Origin of the sequence: Brachybacterium kimchii (assembly GCF_023373525.1) — a bacterium.
Classification (GTDB): domain Bacteria; phylum Actinomycetota; class Actinomycetes; order Actinomycetales; family Dermabacteraceae; genus Brachybacterium; species Brachybacterium kimchii.
In genome coordinates this window covers 2276553-2297423 of the sequence record NZ_CP097218.1, presented here as the reverse complement: position 1 = coordinate 2297423, position 20871 = coordinate 2276553, and the positions used below count along the sequence as shown (strand labels likewise).

The following is a 20871-nucleotide window of genomic DNA, read 5'->3' as shown; positions in this document are numbered from 1 at the left end:
GAGCCCCGTGCCGTGCCACCCATGGGACACACGGCGACGCACAGCGAGACCGGCGCCCAACCTGAGCCCGAGCCCGAGCCCGAGCCCGAACCCGAACCCGAACCCGGACCCGAGTCCGGTCCCAGTCCCAAGTGTCCTGGCGCGCTCGCTCAACCCCGCCCACTCAGCGCAGCCCGCTCACGCCCGCCCGCTCAGCCCTGCGCTGCGGCGCGCGCCGCGGCAGGGAGGGCCTGGGCGATGCGGTCGACGATCTGCTCGTCGTGCGCGGTGGAGACGAACCAGGCCTCGAAGGCCGACGGCGGCAGGTAGACGCCGCCCTCCAGCAGTGCGTGGAAGAAGCGGCCGAACGCAGCCGTGTCCTGGTCCTTCGCGTCCTCGTAGGTGGTCACGGGCTGCTCGCGGAAGAACACCGAGAACAGGGTGCCTGCGGTCTGGATGACGTGGGGGACGCCCGCGGTGGTGAGGGCGTCGGCCACGAGCGACTGGAGCGTCGAGGAGGTGCGTGCGAGCTGCGCGTAGGCGGCGTCGTCGAGCCCGGCGAAGGTCGCGAGGCCCGCGGCCGTGGCGAGCGGGTTCCCCGAGAGCGTGCCCGCCTGGTAGACGGGCCCGAGCGGCGCGAGCAGATCCATGAGGTCGGCGCGGCCGCCGAAGGCGCCCACCGGGAGTCCGCCGCCGATGACCTTGCCGAAAGTCATGAGGTCGGGAGCCCAGTCCGAGCCTCCGACAGGAGGAGCGCCTGCCCCGTCGGCCGCACGGGTCCCGCCGGCCGTCGGCCCGTCGATGCCGTAGTAGCCTTCGGCGCTCGCGCGGAAGCCGGTGAGCACCTCGTCGGTGATCAGCAGCGCGCCGGCGGCGTGGGCGGTCTGGGCGAGGAAGGCGTTGAAGCTCTCCGGCGGGGTGACAACGCCCATGTTCGCGGGCGCGGCCTCGGTGATGATCGCGGCGATCTCCCCGCCGCGCTCGGCGAACAGGGAGGTCACGGCGTCGCGGTCGCCGTAGGGCAGCACGATCGTGTCGCGTGCGGTGCCCTCGGTGACGCCGGCGGAGCCGGGCATCGCGAAGGTGGCGACGCCGCTGCCGGCCTCGGCGAGGAGGGCGTCGACGTGCCCGTGGTAGCAGCCGGCGAACTTCACGACGACGTCGCGGCCGGTGGCGGCGCGGGCCACGCGCAGCGCGCTCATGGTGGCCTCGGTGCCGGAGTTGACCAGGCGCACCTTCCGCAGCGGGCGCACGCGGCGCACGAGCTCCTCGACGAGGCTGACCTCGCCGGTCTGCGGGGCGCCGAAGGAGAGGCCGCGACCGGCGGCCTCGCGCACGGCGTCGACGACGCGCGGGTTCGCGTGCCCCAGGATCATCGGCCCCCAGGAGCCGACGAGGTCGACGTACTCGTGGCCGTCGGCGTCGGTGAGCAGCGCGCCGGAGGCCGAGGCGATGAACGGCGGGGTGCCGCCCACGGAGCCGAAGGCCCGCACGGGCGAGTTCACGCCGGCGGGGATCACCTGCTTGGCGCGGTCGAACAGGGACTCGGAGGTCGTCTCGTCCAGGGTCATGGGTGCTGTCTCCTTCAGGGAGTGCGGACGGGTGGGAGTGCGGGCGGCGCCGGGACATCGGGCGGCGCCGGGACGTCGAGCGGTGCCCGAGCCGGCGGCGGAGCGGGGTCTCAGACGAACGGGCGCAGGTGGGCGGGCAGTCCGTTCTGGATCCAGCCGGCGACCTCGGAGGCCCAGTAGGTGAGGATCATCGAGGCGCCGGCGCGCTTGAAGCCGAGCAGCGATTCCATGATGGCGCGGTCGCGGTCGATCCAGCCGTTCGCGCTCGCCGCCTCGATCATCGCGTACTCCCCGCTGATCTGGTAGCTGCCCACGGGCACCGGGGAGGAGTCGGCGATGTCGCGCAGCACGTCGAGGTAGGGCATGCCGGGCTTGACCATCACCAGGTCCGCGCCCTCGTCGACGTCGAGCTCGACCTCGAGGCGGGCCTCCCTGCCGTTGCCGGGATCCTGCTGGTAGGTGCGGCGATCGCCCTCGAGCGAGGAGTCGACGGCCTCGCGGAACGGGCCGTAGAACGCCGAGGAGTACTTCGCGCTGTAGGCGAAGATCGAGACGTCGCCGAAGCCGGCCTCGTCCAGGGCGTCGCGGATCGCGGCGATCTGGCCGTCCATCATCCCCGAGGGGCCGATCATGTGGACGCCCGCGCGGGCCTGCGCGAGGGCGATCTCGCGGTAGCGCACCAGGGTGGCGTCGTTGTCGACGCGGCCGCGGGAGTCCAGGACGCCGCAGTGGCCGTGGTCGGTGAACTCGTCCAGGCAGAGGTCGGCCATGATCACGAGGTCCTCGCCGATCTCCTCGGCGAGGCGCGCGATCGCCCGGTTCACGAAGGAGTCGGGGTCGCTCGCGGCGGAGCCCACCGCGTCCTTCGTCGCGGGGACGCCGAACAGGATGATCCCGCCGACGCCCCGGTCGGCGGCCTCGCGGGCCGCCTCGAGCAGGGAGTCCTCGGTGTGCTGGACGACCCCGGGCATCGAGGTGATCGGCACGGGCGCGTCGATCCCCTCGCGCACGAACATCGGCAGGACCAGGTCTGACGGCCGCAGCGTGGTCTCGCGCACCAGGGAGCGCATGGCCTCGGTGGTGCGCAGGCGGCGGGGCCGACGGGCGGGCGAGAGGTGGGCGGGAAGCTGCGCGCGGTAGTCGGCGACGCGCTGATCAGGATCGATGGAGGTCATCGGGTGTCACTCCTTCGGGGCGGCGGGTCGGGTCGGGCTGGTCCGGCTCGTGGAGCCGGTGGGGCTGTCGAGGCTGGTGGGTGGGGGAGTGGTGGTCTCGGGCGCGAGCGCGAGGTGCACGGCGCGCGCGAGCGAGGGGGCGTCGGGGTGCTCGGCGCGCGCGTCGACCCGGAGCCCGGCGTCGACGGCGGCCTCCTGGGTGGGGCGGCCGATGACGACGACGGCGGTGCGCGGGTGCACGCCGATCTGGGCGGCGCGGCGGGCGATCATCGAGCTGGTCAGCACGATCGCGTCGAAGCCGCCGCCGGGCAGGTCGCGCTCGACCTGCGCGGGCAGGGGTGCGTGCTGCGGGTGGTAGGCGTCGATCTGCTCGACCCGCATGCCGGCGCCCTCGAGGCCCTCGCGCACGGTCGGCGCGGCGGCCGACGAGGCGGGCAGCAGCACGCGCGGCGCGGGAGCGCCCGGGTCCGGGGCCGGGCCTGAGCCTGGGCCCGGGGCCGACGAGCCCCCGGCGTCCCGATGGCGGCGGACCGCCTCGACGAGCGCGGCCCCGGATCCCTCGGCGACCAGGTCGACCTCGAGGCCGGCCTCGTGCAGGGCGCGGGCCGTCGCACCGCCGACGGCGACGATCTCGGTGCCCGCGGGGACCCGCAGACCCACGGCGACGAGCGAGCGCACGGTCGCGGGACTGGTGATGACCAGCAGGTCGTAGGCGCCGCCGGCGAGGCGGTCGAGGGCGGGGGCGAGGTCCGCTGCGGGAGCGGGCTCGATGCGGACGAAGGGCGCGCGCACCACGTCGTAGCCGGCGATCTCGAGGAGATCGGTCAGGTCGTCCCCGCGCCCCTCGGGGCGGGGGAGGAGGACGCGGTCCCTGCTCACGATGCGGCGTCGCCCCCTGCGGTGCCCGGCCCTGCGGTGCTCTGTCCTGCGGTGCTCTGTCCTGCCGCGCTGGACCCTACGGCGCTCAGCACGCGGGCGGCCCCGGCGTCGAGGAGGTCGGCGGCGAGGTCCTGGCCCAGGCGCACCGCGTCGGCCTCGAGGGCCGCCGGGTCGGCGAGGTCGACGGGCGTGCTGCGGGTGCCCTCGAAGACCTGGGTGCCGTCCTCGGAGATCGCGAGGCCGCGCAGGGTGAGCACGGGGCCCTCGGAGGCGTCGTCGGCGCCGCCCGAGCCCGCGCCCGAGCCCGCGCCCGAGACCGTGCCGAGGGCGCCGACGGGCGCCGAGCAACCGGCCTCGAGGGTGCGCAGCAGGGAGCGCTCCGCGGCGACGGCCGCGCGGGTCGGGGCATGGTCTGCCGCGCGCATGCCGGGCTCGAACCAGGCGCCCGCGGAGGTCTCGGCGCATTCGACGGCCAGCGCGCCCTGGGCGGGCGCGGGCAGCAGCACGTCGGGGCTCAGGAACTCGCTGATCACCTCTCTGCGGCCCAGGCGCAGCAGGCCGGCGGCGGCGAGCACCACGGCGTCGAGGTCCGCGTCCTCGCCGAGCGCGCGGGCGAGCCGCGTCTCGACGTTCCCGCGGATGCCCACGACCTCGAGGTCGGCGCGGGCGCGGCGCAGCTGGGCGGCGCGGCGCGGGGAGCCGGTGCCGACCTTCGCGCCCTGCGGGAGGGTCTCGAGGGTCAGGCCGTCCCTGGCGCAGAGGGCGTCGCGGGCGTCCTCGCGCTCGGGCACGCAGGCCATCACGATGCCGGGGACGGGCGCGGTGGGAAGGTCCTTGGCGGAATGGACGACGACGTCGACCTCCCCGCCCAGCAGGGCCTCCCGCACGGCGGTGACGAACACGCCGGTGCCGCCGATCTGCGCGAGCGGGCTGGTGCGGTCGACGTCCCCGTGCGTGCGCACCCGGACGAGCTCGACGCGGTCCTCGCCTGCGACGCGCCCGGCGATCTGGCCCGACTGGGCGAGCGCGAGATCGGATCCGCGGGTGCCGACGCGCAGCACGGGGGCCCCGTCGGCGCTCACGCCGGGACCTCGGAGCCTGCGCGCGACTGCTCGGCGTGCGCGGCCTGCTCCTCGGCGATGAGCGCGAGCATCTGCTCGTCGTCCTGCATGGCGTGGGCGATCTGCTCGACTGTGTCCAGGGGCGTGCCCTCGACGGGGACGGGGCGGGCGTGCGTCGAGCCGTTCAGGCAGCACAGAGCGCCGCAGGTATCCTCGACGACGCCGAAGTCGGTGACCGCGCGGGGGCTGTGCCCGGGCTCGACGTGCTCGCGCACGAGGTCCACGAGGCCCTCGACGAAGCGCTCGTCGGTCCCGGAGGTCGCCACGCGCGTGAACGCCAGGCCGAGCTCCTCGGCGGTCTCGGCGGCCTCGGTGTCCAGGTCCCAGACGACCTCGACGTGGTCGGTGACGAAGCCGATCGGGACCACGATCACCGCGTCGGCCTCGTCGTGCTCGCGGATCTCGTGCATGCGGTCGTTGATGTCGGGCTCGAGCCACGGCACGTGCGGAGCGCCCGAGCGGGACTGGTAGACGAGCTCCCAGTCGGGCGCGGCGATCGCCGGGCCCCCGTCGGCCGATGCGCCGTCGGTCCCCCCGAGCTGCTCCATCACCCAGCGGCACGCCGCGAGGTGCTGGGCGACGTACCAGCCGCCGACGTCGTCGGCCGACGGGTCTGCTGCGTCCTTCTCGGCGGGGCCGGAGGCGCTGGACATGACGTGGGGGATCGAGTGCGTGGAGAACAGCACCCGGGTGCGGGAGGCGTCGTGGCCGGCGTCGCGCATCTGCGTGATCGCCGCGCGCACCCCGTCGCGCACGGGCTCGAGGAACCCGGGATGGTCGAAGTAGGCGCGGATCTTCTGGATCTCCATCTCGCCCACGAGATCGTTCGCGACCAGCGCCTTCGCGTAGTCCTCGCGGTACTGGCGGCACGAGGAGTAGGAGGAGTAGGGGCTCGTGGCGACCGCGAGCACCCGGCGGTGCCCGTCGGCGCCGATCCGCCCGACCACGTCGCTCGTGAACGGCGCCCAGTTGCGGTTCCCCCAGTAGACCGGCAGGTCGATGCCGGCCGCGGCCAGCGCGCGCTCGAAGCGGGCGATCAGGTCGCGGTTCTGGTCGTTGATCGGGGAGCGACCGCCCAGCTTGCGGTAGTGCTCGCCGACGACCTCGAGCCGCTCGTCCGGGATCCCGCGTCCGCGGGTGACGTTGCGCAGGAACGGCACCACGTCCTCCTGCTGCTCCGGCCCGCCGAAGGAGGCGAACAGGATGGCGTCGTAGGGGACGTCCTGGGGGAGAGGTGCGGGGTTCTCGGTCATGGTGACCTCCGGGTCGCAGTCGATGCCCTGGCGGGGCGGCCGGGGCGGAAGGGAATCGGGTGGGTGCGGGAGGGGATCAGACGAGGATGGCGGCGACGTCGTCGGCGGCGGCCAGGCGTCGGCCCACGTGGAAGGGCAGCTCGTCGCGCACGTGCAGGCGGGCGCCGGTGTAGCGCAGGGCGCGCATCATGTCGACGAGATCGTGGAGGTCGTCGGACTCGAAGGACAGCAGCCACTCCCAGTCGCCGAGCGCGAAGGCGGCGACGGTGTTCGCGTGGACCTGCGGGTAGGTGCGGCCCAGAGTGCCGTGCTCGATGAGCATGTCCCGGCGCTCCTCGTCGGGCAGCAGGTACCACTCGTACGAGCGGGTGAAGGGGTAGACCGTGACCCACTGCTGCGGGGTGCGCGAGGGGGAGAGGAAGGCGGGGGCGTGAGAGCGGGAGAACTCGGCCTCGCGGTGCACGCCGACGGCCGACCACGAGCGCACCAGGCCCTCGGCGGCGCGCGTGCGCTCGAAGCGGCGCAGGGCGTCCTGCAGGGCCTCGGGGGTCTCGGCGTGCATCCACAGCATCAGGTCGGACTCGGCGCGGAACAGCGAGGCGTCGTAGATGCCGCGCACCACGGTGCCCTCGGCCTCGATCGCGGCCACGACCTTCTCGATCTCCGCCGCGACCTGCTCGCGCGGGGCGTCGGCCGCCTCGACGCGCGTGAACACGGTGTACGAGGTGTACCGGACCGTCTCTCCGCCGGAGGGGGCCGACGGGGTCGAGGCGGCCGACGGGGTCTGGTGGGTGTCTTCGCTGCTCATGATGTCCTTCCATCGTGTCGGACGAGGGCGTCGAGCCCCGTCCCGGCGCGCCATGCGCCGGTCAGCTCCAGCGGCAGCCCAGCGCTGCCGAGGATGCGGTCGAGGTCTTCGAGGGCGGCGCGGTGGCCCGGGCGGGCCTGCCGCATGGTGCGCCGCCAGGTGACGGTGCGCGCGGCCCGCAGCTGCTCGCGGGTGAGCGCGGTGCCGAGGATCGCGGAGGCGTCGGCGAGGGCGAGATCGGTGACCTGCTCGTCGGTGAGGGCGTCGTCCCCCGGCAGCACCTCGCCGGGGCGGCCGTAGGACAGGCGCAGCACGTGGGCGTGCGGTCCGAAGCGCTCGCGCGCGGCGCGCTCCACGTGCTCCCACTTCGCGCTCGCGTGGGTGAGGCCCTTCGCGCGGATCCCGCGGGTGCCGGGTGCGACCAGCGCTCCCGTGCCCGAGGGGAAGGAGTCGAGCTCCGGGGCCTCGAGCGCCAGCAGCACGAGGCGGACCGCGACGGCGGGGCTCGGCGGGATCGCGCGGGCGACCTCCGCGAGGCTGTGGTCGGCGTCGGTGTCAGCGCCGGCATTGGTGTCGGCGCCGGCATCGGAGCCGTCGACCTCCACGGCTCCGTTCCCGAGCAGCAGGTCGCGTGCGGTGCCGGGGTCGGTCGCGATCACGAGATGGTCGGCGGCGAGGGTGCCGGCGTGCGCGCCCTCGAGGCGGACCTGCCAGGCCGCGTCGGTGCCGTCCTGCTGGAGGTCGGTCGCATCGGCGCCTTCCGGCGGGACGCTGCCCCACCGCACGCCGACCGCGCGGGTGCCGCTGAGCATCGTGCCGCCATGGGACAGCAGATCGTCGGCCAGAGCCCCGGGCAGCAGCGCCATCGTCGGGTCGAGCGCCCGCACCGCGGTGCCCGCGGAGGCATGGGGCTGCGGACGCAGGCGGCGCACGGCCGCGGCGAGGGAGCCGGTCTCGCGCACGGTCTCCTCGAGGCGCGGCAGCACGCTCGCGAGCTCGAGGGTGTGCGGGTCGGCCGAGTGCACGCCGCCGATGATCGGGGCGACCAGGCGCTCCGCGACGCGGGCGCCCATGCGGCGCCGCACGTACTCGGCGACGCTCACGCCCTCGGCGAAGCCGTAGGAGGCGGGGAGGAGACGCTCGGCCCAGGCGCGCAGCGCGCCCGTCGTGCCGAGGGCCGCGCGCACCTCGCGGGACAGCGGATCGCCCGGGATGCCCAGCAGGCCGCCGGGCGGGGAGCCCAGCGCGCCGGCCTCGGAGACCACGCGGGAGCCGAGCCCGGCGCGGGGGCTCACGACGCGCTCGTCGAGGCCGAGGTCCCGGAGCAGGGCGTCGACCGCGCCGGAGGCGGTGCCGTAGGCCTCGGCGCCGGCGTTGACCACGAGGTCGCCCAGGTCGACGCCGCGCACGGCCCCGCCCACGTCCTCACGACGCTCGACGAGGGTGACGCGGGCCCCGCCGCGCGCATGCCGGCGCGCGGCCAGGAGCCCGGCGAGGCCTCCGCCGAGGACGAGGACACGGGTGCTCACAGCGCGTCGGCCTCCCGAGTGCTCTGGGTGCTCGGGGCCTGGTCCGTCGAGGACGGTTCGCGGGCCGCGGAGGACTGCTCGTGGAGGTAGGCGACGAGGTCGGTGAGGACCCCGGGATCGGTGTCGGGAGGGACGCCGTGGCCGAGGTTCACCACGTGACCGGGCGCGGAGGCGCCGCGGGCGAGGACCGCATCGGCCTCCGCGTAGCGGGCGTCGGCCCCGGTGAACAGCACGGCGGGGTCGATGTTGCCCTGCACGGGCACGTCGCCGCCGAGGAGGTCGATGGCCTGGTCGAGAGCGATCCGGTGATCGACGCCCATCGTGGTCGCGCCGGCCGCGTGCATCTCGCGCAGCAGGTGGCTCGCGCCCACGCCGAAGTGGATCCGCGGCACGTCGAGGTCGGCGACGGCGCCGAGCACGGCCGCAGAGTGCCGCTGGACGTGCGCCAGGTAGGTCTCGGCCGAGAGCGCGCCGACCCACGAGTCGAACAGCTGCACGGCCCGGGCGCCCGCGGTGACCTGGGCGCGCAGGAAGCGCCCCGAGAGCTCCGCGACCCAGCCCGCGAGGCGGTCCCAGGCGGCGGGATCCTCGCGCATGAGGGCGCGGGTGCGCAGGTGATCGCGGCTCGGGCCGCCCTCGACCATGTAGGAGGCGACGGTGAAGGGGGCGCCGCAGAAGCCGATGAGCGGGGTCGCGCCGAGCTCGGCGGTCACCAGGCGCACGGCCTCGCGGATCGGCTCGAGCGACTCCTCGAGGGAGTCGTCGATCGGGGGCAGGGCGTCGATGTCGGCGACCGTGCGGATCGGGTGGTCGAAGACGGGGCCCCGGCCGGGGACGATCTCGACGGCGAGGCCGGCGATCTTCGCGGGCACCACGATGTCGGAGAAGAAGATGCCCGCGTCCACACGATGGCGGCGCACGGGCTGGAGGGTGATCTCGGCGGCGAGCTCGGGCATGAGGCAGGCCTCGAGCATGCCGGTGCCCTCGCGGGCCTCGCGGTACTCCGGGAGGGAGCGACCGGCCTGGCGCATGAACCACACGGATGCGGGCGTCGCGGGATCGACGGCTTCTCCGCGCAGCCGACGCACCAGGGTCGGGGTGTCCTGCGCGGTGGCCTGCGGGGCCTGCGCAGTGCCCGGACGGGCGGCGGGGGCGGGGCTCATCTGATCTGACATCCTGTCGTGAAAAGTGGCTCTGACGTGCACGATCGCCGTGCCCTGCCATTGTGCCCCCACCCCGTGGACGGTCCGCGGGAGGAAGGTCCCGGGGTGGTCAACACCTCACCGGCCCACGGGCGGCCCGGGCCTACCATGGAGTGATGCTCGCCGCCGTCCGTGCCACTCATGAGCACCTCGATCTCGGGGTGCTGGACGTGCTCACCCGCGATGCGGCCGACCTCCCCGAGGTCATCGAGAACCTCAACGCCGACGGGGGGCCGCTCGACGGCTGGGTCGTCATGTCCACGTGCAACCGCCTCGAGGTCTACCTCGACACCCAGCGCTTCCACGACGGGCTCGACCTCGTCGTCGAGGCCGTGAGCGAGACCAGCGGCCTGGACGCCGAGCTGGTCTCCGTGTGCTTCGAGACCGCGATGGGCGCGCCCGTCGCCGAGCACCTCTACGAGGTCACCGCGGGGCTGCGCTCCGTCGTCCTCGGCGAGGCGGAGATCGCCGGACAGGTGCGCGCGGCCTTCGACGCCGCCCGCGGCGCCGGCCACACCACCGCGCAGCTCAACGACCTCTTCCAGATCGGCTTCCGCTTCGCCAAGCGGGTCGCCTCCCGCACCCCGGTGGGCGCTGCCGGCCGCTCCGGCGTCGCGATCGCGCTCGACCACGCCGTCGGCCTCATCGGACCGTTGCATGACAAGGACGTGCTGGTCATCGGCACCGGCGCCTACGCGCGCCTGGGCGTCGCCGACCTCACCCGCCGCGGCGCGGGCCGCGTGCGCGTGCACTCCGGCTCCGGGCGCGCCCTCGGATTCGCCGAGCGCCACGGCATCGAGGCCATCCGCGCCGACCAGCTCGGGACCGCGATCCGCGAGGCCGACCTCGTGCTCGCCTGCTCCGGCCGCGGCACGAGCCTGTTCCCCGACCACTTCCGGGACGTCGGCCCGACGCTCATCCTCGACCTCGCCCTGCACTCCGACCTGCACCCCCTGGTGCGCCACCTCAACGACGTGCAGGTGCTGGACCTCTCCGACCTCACCATCGAGATCGACGAGGAGGCCGCCCCCGTGCTCGAGGCCGCTCGGCAGATCATCGCCGACGGCGTCGCCCAGTTCACCGCCCGCCAGGAGTATCGGCGCGTGGACCCTGCGATGGCCGCGCTGCGCCGCTCGCTGGGCGAGGCGACTGACGCGGAGGTCGCGCGTCTGCGCCGCGGCGGCAAGGGCGAGGAGGCCGACGACGTCGAGCGGTCGATCCGCCGCATCCTCGCGAAGGTCATGCACTCGCCCACGGCCCGCGCCCGCGAGCTCGCCGAGCAGGGCGACGCGGACAAGTTCGTGCAGGCCTTCCACACCATCTTCGGCGTCGACCTCGGGGAGGCCGACGCCCCCGCCGAGGGCGACCACCTCACGAGCCCCTGGGTCCGGCTGGACCGCACCGTCCCGCCGGAGGCCGTGCGCGAGGGCGCCCTGCTGACGGGCGGGACGCCGGGCGCTCCGGCGGACGCCGGGTCGGCTGGTTCCGCGTCGTCGGCCGCCGCGTCGGGGGCCGACGGGACGGCAGCAGGAGAGGGCGCCGCTCCCGCCGCCCCGACTGCCGACACCATGAAGGCCCTCGCCAAGCTCGCGCGCATGGGCGTGCAGGAGAACGTGCGCCAGAACCCCTCGGCCTGCCCCCTGACGCCCGCGCAGCAGCAGGCGTTCCTCGAGCAGGTCGGCCACGGCCGGTCCTGACCCGTCGCATCCCCTGAACCGGAGGACCCGATGACCACGCCGAGTCCCACCACCGCCGAGCTCTACCCGCGCCTCGCGGCCATGCTGACCGGCCCCGACGCCCCGAACGCCTTCGATGCCGCCGTCATCGACGTGCGCGCCGATCTGGCGATCGCCTGCGCCCGCGAGGGCCGCGCCGAGGACGCCGCCCTGCAGGTCGAGGAGCTCGTGAAGGACTGCCGCCGCGAGCTCACCGGGGATGATCCGCGCACCGCCCGCGCCGAGGAGGCGAAGGCGGAGGTGTGGCGCCTCATCGAGAGCGTCGGCGAGAAGAGCTGAGGTCGGTGGTGGCGGGGGCCGATGAGGTGCCGGAGACGCTCGGGACACCGCGCCTGCTGCTGCGGCCCGCCCGCCCCGAGGACGCCCGCGTGCATCGCACGCTCTGGACCGAGCGGGATGCGCGAGTGCCCGCGCATCGCAGGATCGACGCCCTGGGGCACCCGACGCTCGCCGAGATCACCGCAGACCTCTCGCGCCGTGCGGACGCCGTGCCCGGAGCAGCGCGCTCACCGGCGCTGGACTCGCTGGGCCTGCTCATGGTGGAGCGGTGCCACGAGGGGGATGCCATCGGGTACTGCGGCCTCATCGAGGAGGACGACGCCGAGGGACCGCAGATCGCCTACGAGCTCCTGCGCGCGACCCAGGGCAACGGATACGCGACCGAGGCCGCAGGGGAGGTCGTCCGCTGGGCTCGGCGCGCTGGTCACGATCGCCTGCGCGCGACGGTGTGGGACTGGAACGTCGCTTCGCTGCGCGTGCTGGCGAAGCTCGGATTCGAGGACACGGGCACCGTCACCGCGCGTTCCCCTCATGGCCTCACTCTCCTGCTGGTGATGCGGCTCTGAGAAGCCCCGCGTCGTCCGCGATGAGCTGGAGCACCTCGCGGGTGGTCTCCGCCTGCACGGTGGGCCGCCAATCCCGTCCCTGCTCGTCCCACGACCTGCCATGGCGCACCCAGCCGGTCGAACATCCCGCGGCGCGGCCGCCGGCGATGTCGGCGTCGGGATGATCGCCGACCATCCACACCGCTCCGGGGTCCGCGGCCGACCCGAGACGCTCGAGCGCCGCGTGGAAGATGCCCGCCGACGGCTTCTTGACCCCGACCGATTCGGAGATCACGACGTGGTCGACGAGGTCGCCGATCCCGGTGAGCTCGAGCTTGCGGGACTGCTGCTCCGTGCGTCCGTTGGTCACCACCACGATCGGGATGCCGGCCCCGCGCAGGCTCTGCAGCTCCTCGACCACACCGGAGTAGGGCTCGATGTAGGGGAGGTGGCCGCGCCTCAGCTGCGAGACGAGCTCCTCCGGGTCGGTGCTCAGGCGCAGCCTCTCGCGCAGTCCGTCGGCGAGGACGCGGCGTGGAGCGTATCCGTGCGCATCGGCTGTGAGCAGCCAGTCCAGGTCCTCGCGACCCCCGCCCAGATCCTCGACGAAACTCGTCGCCCAGCGCGCGAAGCCGCCGTCGCGGTCGATGAGGGTGTTGTCGAGGTCGATCAGCAGCAGCATCCGCCGAGACTACCGAGCATCCCTCGCCGGAGACCGTGCGCTGCGTTCGCCACGCCCCGCGTGGCCCGCGCTCCGTGACCCGCGCGCTGTCGGGAACGCCCCGTAGAGTCGTGCCGAGCATGCGTCACCAGTGCGGATGCCATCAGCGCGGGCGGCGGGACGCCGTCGGGGAGAGAGGACGTCGGATGGAGCCCGAGCACCGCGGGATGAGCGCCCTGGACCTCACTCGCCACGTCGCCGTGATGGCCGTCGTGAACCGGACCCCCGACTCCTTCTACGACAAGGGCCGCACCTTCGTCCTCGACCAGGCGGTCGAGAGCGCCGTGCGCGCCGTCGAGCGCGGCGCCGACTGGGTGGACATCGGCGGCGTGCCCTTCGGGCGGGGCCCCGCGGTCTCCGTCGAGGAGGAGATCGAGCGCGTCGTCCCCGTGATCGAGCGGCTCACCGCCGCTCATCCCCAGGTGATCGTCTCGGTCGACACGAACCGCGCCGCCGTCGCCCGAGCGGCCCTCGAGGCGGGCGCCGCGGTCATCAACGACACCAGCGGCCTCACCGACCCGGAGATGGCGCGCGTCGTCGCCGACGGCGGTGCGCACGTGATCCTCTGCCACAGCGCCGGCAGGCCCCGCGAGGAAAAGCCCGCCGCGCACTACGAGGACGTGGTCGACGAGGTCCGCGACGCGCTGCTGGACCAGGTCGCGCGCGCGGAGGCGGCCGGGATCCCGCGCGAGCGGATCATCGTCGACCCCGGGCACGACCTCGACAAGAACACGCTGCACTCCCTGGAGATCACGCGCCGGCTCGAGGAGCTCGCGCAGATCGGGCTGCCCCTGCTGGTCGCGGTCTCGAACAAGGACTTCATCGGCGAGTCGATCGACCGGCCGCAGGGGGAGCGCCTGGCGGGCTCGCTCGCCGCGATGACCGTGTGCATCCTGAAGGGCGCGCGCATCGTGCGCATGCACGACGTCGCCGAGACCGTGGACGCCGTGCGCATGACCGAGGCGATCCTGGGCCTGCGCGATCCCGTGCGCCTCGAGCACAACATGCATCCGACGCACAACGTCTGAGCTGGTCGGCGCCGCCTCACCAGATCTTCGTCAGCGCCCCGCCCTTGTGCATCGCGACGTGATCGGTCTTGTCGCTGCGGATCTCGTACTGGGGATCCTCGGGGCTGCAGTGCCGCGTGCGGCCCTTGAACTCGACGTCCTTCTCGTGGACGTCGGTGATCACTCCGGAGACCTTGCCGGCCTCCGAGTTCCACTGCACGTGGTCGCCCTTCGCGAAACGAGTCATCGTGCGCCTCCCATCGGCCGAGGAGCTCGACGGGGGGCCGTCCCGAGTCCGACCGGGGGCCGATCGTCGGCCCCGATCCTCGTCCCCTCGGCGGATCCATCGTGCCACGCAGCGCCTGTACCCTCGGCGGCATGACGCTCGCGGGCCTGCTGACCTTCTTCGGCCTCGCCGTCGTCACCATGGACGTGCTGGGCGGCGTCATCGCCGCCACGTTCCTCGCGCGCGGGATGCGCCCCCTGCACCTGCTGTACTTCCTGGGCGGATACGCCGTCGCGGTGCTCGCGGTGACACTCGTGCTGAAGCCGATCCTCGTGTTCGCCGGCCGCTGGCTCGCGCCGGTCCTCGACTCCGGCACGCGGGTCTCGGTCATCCAGCTGGTCGTCGGGTGCGCGCTGCTCGGCTTCGCCGCCTACCAGTGCCGCAGCGCCCTGCACCCGCGCCCGCCGAAGGACCACCACACGATCGACCAGGTGGGTTCGCTCGCCGTCGGCGGCTTGCTGCTCTCGCTGACCACGTTCGCCGACCCGACCTTCACGATCGCGGTGGGCCTGGCGATGCAGACCCACAGCCTGCTCGAGGAGATCGTGCTGCTGGTGGCCTGGAACCTGATCTACCAGCTGCCGCTGGTCACCGTCACCGTGCTCTCCCAGTTCGGACTGCACACCCGTGTGCTGCGCGCCCTCGAGAACTTCTTCGGCCCGCGCCGACGGATCCTGCTGCTGATCTTCTCGGGGCTGCTGACCCTGGGCGGCCTCGTGGTCATCGTCGACGGGATCGTCGCCCTGACCAGCACGCACCACTCCTGGTTGCAGTCGCTGCTCCTGCTGCGCTCGGAGCATGCGGGCTGATCAGCCCCGGTGCCCCGGGCTCAGTCGCCCAGGATCTCCCCGTTCTCGTCGAGCCGGACCTCGCGGCCCTGACGCGCGGAGGCGTAGCAGGCGTCGACGATGCGGGCGCGGCTGAGGCCCACGCCGCCGTCGTGCTGCGACCAGGACGCCTCGTCGCGCACGTGCTCGAGGAAGCGCTCGACCACGGCGCCGTGCCCGCGGCCCTCGGGCGCGGTGACCGGGGTGTCGGTCGCCTCCTCCCCGTCGCCCGTGAAGATCGTGAGCTCGCCCGAGGGCGCGTACCCCTCGACCTTCAGGTCGGCGCCGCCCTCGGTGCCGTAGAGGGTGATGCCGAACTGGTCGGGGGTGGCGCGGTGGGTCGCCCAGCTGGTCTCGAGCATGATCGAGCCGCCGCCCTCGAGGCGCAGCAGGGCGCTCGCGAGGTCCTCGACCTCGTAGGCGGAATCGGTGCCGGACTTCGTCCCGCCGACGGCTCCGCCCAGGCCCCTCGGGCCGAGCTCGGCGTGGGTGACGGCGGAGACGGCGGTGACGCGCGGCTCGCCCATGATGTGCAGGGTCCAGTCGAGCACGTGCACGCCGAGGTCCACGAGGGGTCCGCCGCCGGACATCTCGGCGTTCGTGAACCAGCTGCCCAGCGCGGGGATCCCGGCGCGGCGCAGCCACATGGAGCGCGCGTGGTACGGACGGCCGACGGTGCCGTCCTCGACCGCGGCCGCGATCGCCTCGATGTCGCCGCGCCGACGGTGGTTGAAGACGACCTCGAGCACCCGGCCGGCCTCGCGGGCGGCGTCGACCATGGCCTGGCCCTCCTCGCCAGTGCGGGCGATGGGCTTCTCGCTGAGCACGTGGGCGCCCGCGCGCAGCGCGCCGATCGCGATCGGCGCGTGCAGGAACGTGGGCACGGCGACGCTGACCACGTCGAGGTCGCCGCGGGCGACCATCGACTCCCAGTCGCGGTAGGTCGCCTCGATCCCGTAGCGCTCGGAGAGCTCGGCGCGGACGTCGTCCTCCATGCCGGCGATCGCGACCAGCTCGACGCCGGGCGCCGCGTCGTAGGCGGCCATGTGCTGCTGGCCGGCCCAGCCGATGCCGACGACGCCGGCGCGGATCGGGGTGTTCTGAGAGGTCATGGGGGAGCGTCCCTTCCGTCGGCGCTGACAGGCGACCCGGAAACCTCGGTCTGGTGGCGGGTCGCCCCGGCAGGAGGAGTTGATTTCGGGTCTATAGATAAGTGCGGTGACGACCTTATCACCGCGTCAGCGCTCTCTTCGTGGCGAGCTGCGCAGCTCCTCGAGCGCCCACTGGTACTGGCCGGGGGTGCGGCCCACCAGCGGGATGAAGGCCCCTCAGCCCCGCAGGAACTCCTCGCATGCCCGGGAGAGGTGCAGCGAGTCGGCGACGGCGCACATCTCGCGGGCCGAGTGCATGGAGAGCAGGGTGATGCCCACGTCGATCGTGGTCATGCCCAGCCGGGTCGCGGTGATCGGGCCGATGGTGGAGCCGCAGGGCATCGCGTTGTTCGAGACGAACGCCTGCAGCGGCACGCCAGCGCGCTCGCAGGCCTCGGTGAGCGCGGCGGTGCCCACGGCGTCGGTCGCATAGCGCTGGTTGGCGTTGATCTTGAGGATCGGCCCGGCGCCCAGGCGCGGACGGTTCACGGGGTCGTGGCGCTCGGGGTAGTTCGGGTGGGCGGCGTGGCCGGCGTCGGCCGAGAGCACCATCGAGCCCGCGAGAGCCCGGCGCCGCGAGGCCTCGTCCCCGCCGAGTGCCGCGTGCACGCGCACCAGCACGTCCTCGAGGAACGGCCCGGCGGCGCCCGAGCGGGACGCCGAACCCACCTCCTCGTGGTCGTTGGCGACCATGAGGGCGATCGGGCGCTCGCCGTCGGCCGCTCCTGAGCCGGTCTCCGCGCCGGGGCCGGCCGCCGTGGCGGCGCCGGCCCCCGCCCCGCCCGCGAGCCGCACGAGCGCCTCGACCTCGGCGTGCACGGAGGAGAGGTTGTCCAGGCGGCCCGAGGCCAGGAACTCCTCGCGGGCGCCGAAGAAGCCGGGCGCCTGCGCGTCCGCGGTGACCACGTCGGTGCCCAGGATCTCCGAGCGCCGCACGCCCGCGCGCTCGGCGAGCAGGCCCAGCACGTCGACCTCGCCCAGGCCGAGGATCGGCTGCATGTGCTTCTGCGGGTTCAGCGTGAGGCCGTCGGCGTTGACCCCGCGGTCCAGGTGCACGGCGAGCTGCGGGACCCGCAGCAGCGGGCCGGTCGCGACCAGCACCTCGCGGCCGCCGCGCAGCACGAGCCGTCCGGCCAGGCGCAGCTCGCGGTCCAGCCACGAGTTCAGCAGCGCCCCGCCGTAGACCTCGACGCCCACCTGCGCGATCGTCTCCGCGGCGAGCTGCGGGTCGGGCTTCACCTTGAGAGCCGGGGAGTCGGTGTGCGAGCCGACGATCCGGAAGGCCGTCCCCTCCGACGCCTCCGCGGGCGCGGACCAGGCGATGAGCGAGCCGTCGCGCAGCACGAAGCGGTTGCCGCGCACCGCCTCCGCATCCCACTGCTCCGTCTCGTCCAGCGCCGTGAACCCCGCGGCCTCGAGGCGCCGTGCCGCCTCGCGCACGGCGTGGAAGCTCGAGGGGGAGGCGGTGACGAACGACCCCAGGTCGGTCGCGAAATCGCGGGCCTCGTCGGTGGGGTGGACGGCGGATTCGGCAGGTGCGGAGGTCATGGGCTCATCGTTCCACAGCGGGCGGGGCCGTGAAGGCGGCTTCGGCACCGTCCTCAGCACCGTCCGGCAAGGATCAGCCCCCGTCGGACGCCTCTTCCTGCGGGGCCTCCGCGTCGGGGTCCTTCATGGCGAGGGTCGCGTCGATCTGCTCCTCGAACCAGTCGTCCATGGTGCGGGAGAAGGCGTCGGTGAGGTGGTAGCTGTCGCGGTAGACGAACACGTTGCCGATGATCGGCGAGCAGCGGCCCTTCGGGCACAGCACGTCGGTCGCGGGGTCGGCGATGCGGATCGGCGCGTACGGGTCGTCGCTCGCCCGGTAGGCCGAGGGGTTCTCGGCATCCATCCGGTTCTTCATGTCGTCGCCGCACTCGGCGTCGGCCTGCGCCGCGTCGCCGCCCTCGCGCAGCACGTCGAAGGAGCAGTCGAAGCGGTTGCCGGACTCCTCCTTCTTGGGCCAGCGCGGATTGTCCCGCAGCAGCAGCACGGGGATGCCCCGCTCGGTGGTCAGCGGAAGTGCGCTGTCGAGGTTCTCGCGGTCGGATTCGGTGTCCGATCCGCCGTCGAAGGAGGTGCGTGTGCCCATCGTGATCAGCACGTCCGGGTCGACGCCGTCGATGAGGGTCTCCCAGGAGGTGTTGACGTCCTCGCACTGGTTGGTCGCCGGGTCCGTGGTGAAGGTGCAGCCGCTGTGGCCGATGTAGTAGACGGCCCAGTTCCTCTCCTTCGCGATCTGCTGGATCGCGCCCGTGTACTGGCCGGCGTGGGAGTCGCCCGCGAGCGCGACCGTGAGGTCGGGGTCGCCGTCGGGCGCGGGGGTATATCGGCAGGTCACGGTGTCCGGGAGGCCCAGCTCCTTCTGGCAGTCCTCGGCGTAGGTGTGCTCGGAGGGCTTCGTGACGACGTCGGGCGAGGGGATGGTGGCGCCGAAGCCGTCGGTCATGGGGTCCACGGTCCACTGCGCGCCCGGGTTCGGGACTGCCGGCGCGGCAGGGCCGCCGCCGTCGCTTGCTCCGGCGTCGGCGTCGGCGTCCTGCGAGCCCTGGGCGACGGTGAGCGAGCGCTCGCCGACGGCGGGGAAGACGGCCTGGGAGCCGACGAGCACCACCACGAGGCTCACCGCGACCGCCGCGAGGGCCCTGCGCGGCCGCGCATCGAGCCAGGCCGAGCGGCGGATGGGCGTGTCGACGAGACGCGTGAGCAGCCACGCGACCAGCAGGGACACGGCGAGCACCCCGGCGCCGTCGAGCGCCCCGGCGCGCTCCTGCCCGGTGAGGGCGAGCCAGCCGATGAGCAGCGGCCAGTGCACGAGGTAGAGGGCGTAGGCGATCGATCCGAGGAAGGCGACCGGGCGCAGCGAGAGGAACGCGTCGGCGCCCCAGGCGCGGCCCGAGCGCCCGGCGAGGATGACCAGGCCCGCCGCGGCGAGAGGCCAGATCGCGATCCAACCGGGGAACATGCCCTGCACGTCCACCAGCGCCCCGCACGAGAGCAGCGCCGCGAGACCGACCCAGCCGATCACCGCGCGCGCCGCCGCGAAGCGCGGAGGGGTCGCGGCCGAGGTCGTCGCGCCCGTCGCCCGGTCGATCCGCGGCAGCATCAGACCCAGTAGCGAGCCGAGCGCGAACTCCCACAGCCGCGCCGCGGTGTCGAAGTAGGCGAAGGTCTGGTTCGACGCCGTGGAGACGATCGACCACACCAGGGAGATCACGATGACCAGCGAGAACATGCCTGCCATCAGCCGGCGCGGGTGGGCGCGCAGCACGGGCACGCGGCGCATCAGCAGGGCGCCGAGCGCGAACAGCAGCGGCCAGAGGAGGAAGATCTGCCCCTGGATCGACATCGACCAGAAGTGCTGCAGCGGGGAGGCGGCCGCGGCGTCGTGCGCGTAGTAGTCGACGCTGTCCGCCGCGAGCACGTAGTTCTGGATGTACAGGGCGCTCGCCCACGCCTGGCGCTGCACGGTCGCCCAGATCGTCGGCGGCAGCACCGTGAACGCGAGGATCAGCGATCCCAGGATGGTGACGACCGCGGGCGGCAGCAGGCGCTTGAACGTCTTCAGCCAGTAGCGGGGCACGGCGAGCGGACGGCCCGACTCGAGACGCCGCGCGAAGGAGCCCGTGAGCAGGAAGGCAGAGATGAACAGGAAGACGTCGACGCCGCCGGAGACCCGCCCGAACCAGATGTGGTACACCGCGACCAGCAGGATCGCGATCGCGCGCAGCCCGTGGATCTCGACCCGGAACGGGACCGAGAGGGCCGGCTCCGACGGGCGGGGCGGCGGGGCGGGGGCAGCTGCGGTCCGCTCCGCGGGCGCAGGCTCGGACGGCCGACGTGACGGCGATTGCTGAGGTGGTCCGGGCGCCGCGGGTGCCGCGGGCGCCGGATGCGTGCGTCCGCGGGTGGCGCGGTCGAGATCGGCGTGAGAGGGGAGCGGCCGCTCGTCGTGCACGGTCGACTCGGTGCGGGGAGCCGTGGTCCAGGCGTCGGGGGCCTCGTCGACGGGCGCGGCGGCGCTCGGGTTCGTCCGCGGAATCTCGGCGGCGTCGTCCGTCGCGGCCGCGTCGTGCTTCGGCGCGGCGTCGTCCTCCGCGGGAACGTCCTCCGCGGGAACGGCGGCCGCGGGAACGTCCTCCGCTGGGTTGTCGTCGGCGGAGACATCGTCCGCGGTCCCCTCGAACTCGACGGGGTACCCGAGATCCGCCGTGGCGTCGCCGGGTTCGAGCCAGGCGTCCAGGGACTCGGGATGGACGTGCGCGTAGTCGGCGCGAGCGGGGGGCGTCTCGGCGGAGGACTCCGCGGATGCGGCGGCGGAAGGCTCCGCGTCCGGGGAGGCGGGTGCCTCGGGCGGCGGCTCCTCGAGGTGTCGGGCGCGCCGGCCGTGGCGGCGAGCGGGCGGAGGAGTCGGCGCGTCCTGCGCGGCGGGGGTCGGCTCCGGCGGCGCATCCTGCCCGACCTGGTCGGCGAGAGGCCCGTCGGCCCCTGGCTTCTCCCCGAAGCCCGGGGGCGTCTCATCACGAGGGGTGCCTCGGCGACGGCCGTGGGCGCGCGGTGCCGACCGCGCGTCGTCGTCCGACATCCGTCCCCCTTCGTCAGCGCGCCCATCCGTCGCGGCATGCATGCGGAGGCGAGCGCACAGATCCTATCGTCAGCGCGCACGGCGACCGAGGGCGAGCGGCGACTCGCGAGCGAGCCCCGCCCGGAGGGCTCTCGCGATGTGCATATGCGCAGGCCAGGACGACGCCCGGCGCGAAGGC

Annotated in this window: 18 protein-coding genes; 5 read left to right on the top strand and 13 right to left on the bottom strand. The window is 74.0% G+C overall.

Annotation, left to right across the window (positions count from 1 at the left end; genetic code table 11):
- Positions 1–191 precede the first annotated feature (191 nt).
- The 8 genes from hemL to hemE all read right to left on the bottom strand — a co-directional run bounded on the left by hemL (position 192) and on the right by hemE (position 9490).
- Positions 192–1550 (bottom strand): glutamate-1-semialdehyde 2,1-aminomutase, encoded by a 1359-nt coding sequence (gene hemL / locus M4486_RS10740; protein ID WP_249477139.1) that lies wholly within the window; start codon positions 1548–1550, stop codon positions 192–194.
- Between the two features lie 110 nt (positions 1551–1660).
- Positions 1661–2725 carry a porphobilinogen synthase gene (gene hemB, locus M4486_RS10735; RefSeq protein WP_283257915.1) on the bottom strand — a complete coding sequence of 355 codons (1065 nt, stop codon included), beginning with the start codon at positions 2723–2725 and terminating at the stop codon, positions 1661–1663.
- A 6-nt stretch (positions 2726–2731) separates the two neighbouring features.
- Positions 2732–3604 (bottom strand): uroporphyrinogen-III synthase, encoded by an 873-nt coding sequence (locus tag M4486_RS10730; protein WP_249477136.1) that lies wholly within the window; start codon positions 3602–3604, stop codon positions 2732–2734.
- Positions 3601–4686 (bottom strand): hydroxymethylbilane synthase, encoded by a 1086-nt coding sequence (hemC, locus tag M4486_RS10725; RefSeq protein ID WP_249477133.1) that lies wholly within the window; start codon positions 4684–4686, stop codon positions 3601–3603. Before hemC ends, M4486_RS10730 begins: the two co-directional genes overlap by 4 nt.
- Complete coding sequence (locus M4486_RS10720) at positions 4683–5978, bottom strand: ferrochelatase (protein ID WP_249477131.1); 1296 nt, start codon at positions 5976–5978, stop codon at positions 4683–4685. The genes hemC and M4486_RS10720 overlap by 4 nt, the downstream gene beginning before the upstream one ends.
- A 76-nt stretch (positions 5979–6054) precedes the next feature.
- Positions 6055–6786, bottom strand: coding sequence for a hydrogen peroxide-dependent heme synthase (hemQ, locus tag M4486_RS10715; protein WP_249477129.1), 732 nt, complete (start codon positions 6784–6786; stop codon positions 6055–6057).
- Positions 6783–8315, bottom strand: coding sequence for a protoporphyrinogen/coproporphyrinogen oxidase (locus tag M4486_RS10710; protein ID WP_249477127.1), 1533 nt, complete (start codon positions 8313–8315; stop codon positions 6783–6785). Before M4486_RS10710 ends, hemQ begins: the two co-directional genes overlap by 4 nt.
- A complete protein-coding gene (gene hemE / locus M4486_RS10705) occupies positions 8312–9490 on the bottom strand; it encodes a uroporphyrinogen decarboxylase (RefSeq protein ID WP_429798294.1) in 1179 nt (392 codons plus the stop codon). The genes M4486_RS10710 and hemE overlap by 4 nt, the downstream gene beginning before the upstream one ends.
- A gap of 143 nt (positions 9491–9633) precedes the next feature.
- Here hemE and M4486_RS10700 point away from each other — a divergent pair, with 143 nt between their 5' ends.
- Genes M4486_RS10700 through M4486_RS10690 form a run of 3 tightly spaced genes read left to right on the top strand, consistent with a single transcriptional unit; the run spans position 9634 to position 12098 of the window.
- Positions 9634–11214, top strand: coding sequence for a glutamyl-tRNA reductase (locus M4486_RS10700; RefSeq protein ID WP_249477123.1), 1581 nt, complete (start codon positions 9634–9636; stop codon positions 11212–11214).
- Positions 11215–11244: 30 nt separating this feature from the next.
- Positions 11245–11532 (top strand): hypothetical protein, encoded by a 288-nt coding sequence (locus M4486_RS10695; RefSeq protein ID WP_249477121.1) that lies wholly within the window; start codon positions 11245–11247, stop codon positions 11530–11532.
- Between the two features lie 8 nt (positions 11533–11540).
- Complete coding sequence (locus M4486_RS10690; RefSeq protein ID WP_249477119.1) at positions 11541–12098, top strand: GNAT family N-acetyltransferase; 558 nt, start codon at positions 11541–11543, stop codon at positions 12096–12098.
- Here the strand turns inward: M4486_RS10690 and M4486_RS10685 are convergent.
- On the bottom strand, positions 12070–12759 hold the full coding sequence (locus M4486_RS10685; protein WP_249477117.1) for an HAD family hydrolase: 690 nt from the start codon (positions 12757–12759) through the stop codon (positions 12070–12072). The genes M4486_RS10690 and M4486_RS10685 overlap by 29 nt on opposite strands.
- Before the next feature lie 185 nt (positions 12760–12944).
- Here M4486_RS10685 and folP point away from each other — a divergent pair, with 185 nt between their 5' ends.
- Positions 12945–13826 carry a dihydropteroate synthase gene (folP, locus tag M4486_RS10680; RefSeq protein ID WP_249477114.1) on the top strand — a complete coding sequence of 294 codons (882 nt, stop codon included), beginning with the start codon at positions 12945–12947 and terminating at the stop codon, positions 13824–13826.
- Between the two features lie 16 nt (positions 13827–13842).
- Here folP and M4486_RS10675 read toward each other — a convergent pair whose 3' ends face one another.
- Positions 13843–14052 (bottom strand): hypervirulence associated TUDOR domain-containing protein, encoded by a 210-nt coding sequence (locus M4486_RS10675; RefSeq protein ID WP_249477112.1) that lies wholly within the window; start codon positions 14050–14052, stop codon positions 13843–13845.
- A gap of 131 nt (positions 14053–14183) precedes the next feature.
- Between M4486_RS10675 and M4486_RS10670 the strand changes: the two genes are divergently transcribed.
- Positions 14184–14900 carry a hypothetical protein gene (locus M4486_RS10670; RefSeq protein ID WP_249477110.1) on the top strand — a complete coding sequence of 239 codons (717 nt, stop codon included), beginning with the start codon at positions 14184–14186 and terminating at the stop codon, positions 14898–14900.
- A 20-nt stretch (positions 14901–14920) separates the two neighbouring features.
- On the opposite strand, the gene M4486_RS10665 is transcribed toward M4486_RS10670, so the two are convergent.
- The 3 genes from M4486_RS10665 to M4486_RS10655 all read right to left on the bottom strand — a co-directional run bounded on the left by M4486_RS10665 (position 14921) and on the right by M4486_RS10655 (position 20693).
- Positions 14921–16030 (bottom strand): Gfo/Idh/MocA family protein, encoded by a 1110-nt coding sequence (locus tag M4486_RS10665; protein ID WP_249477108.1) that lies wholly within the window; start codon positions 16028–16030, stop codon positions 14921–14923.
- Positions 16031–16246: 216 nt separating this feature from the next.
- Positions 16247–17617, bottom strand: a complete 1371-nt coding sequence (locus tag M4486_RS10660) for a M18 family aminopeptidase (RefSeq protein WP_249477106.1) — start codon at positions 17615–17617, stop codon at positions 16247–16249.
- A gap of 73 nt (positions 17618–17690) precedes the next feature.
- The gene (locus M4486_RS10655; RefSeq protein ID WP_249477104.1) at positions 17691–20693 is read right to left on the bottom strand and encodes an acyltransferase family protein; all 3003 of its coding nucleotides are present in this window, start codon (positions 20691–20693) and stop codon (positions 17691–17693) included.
- Positions 20694–20871: the final 178 nt, after the last annotated feature.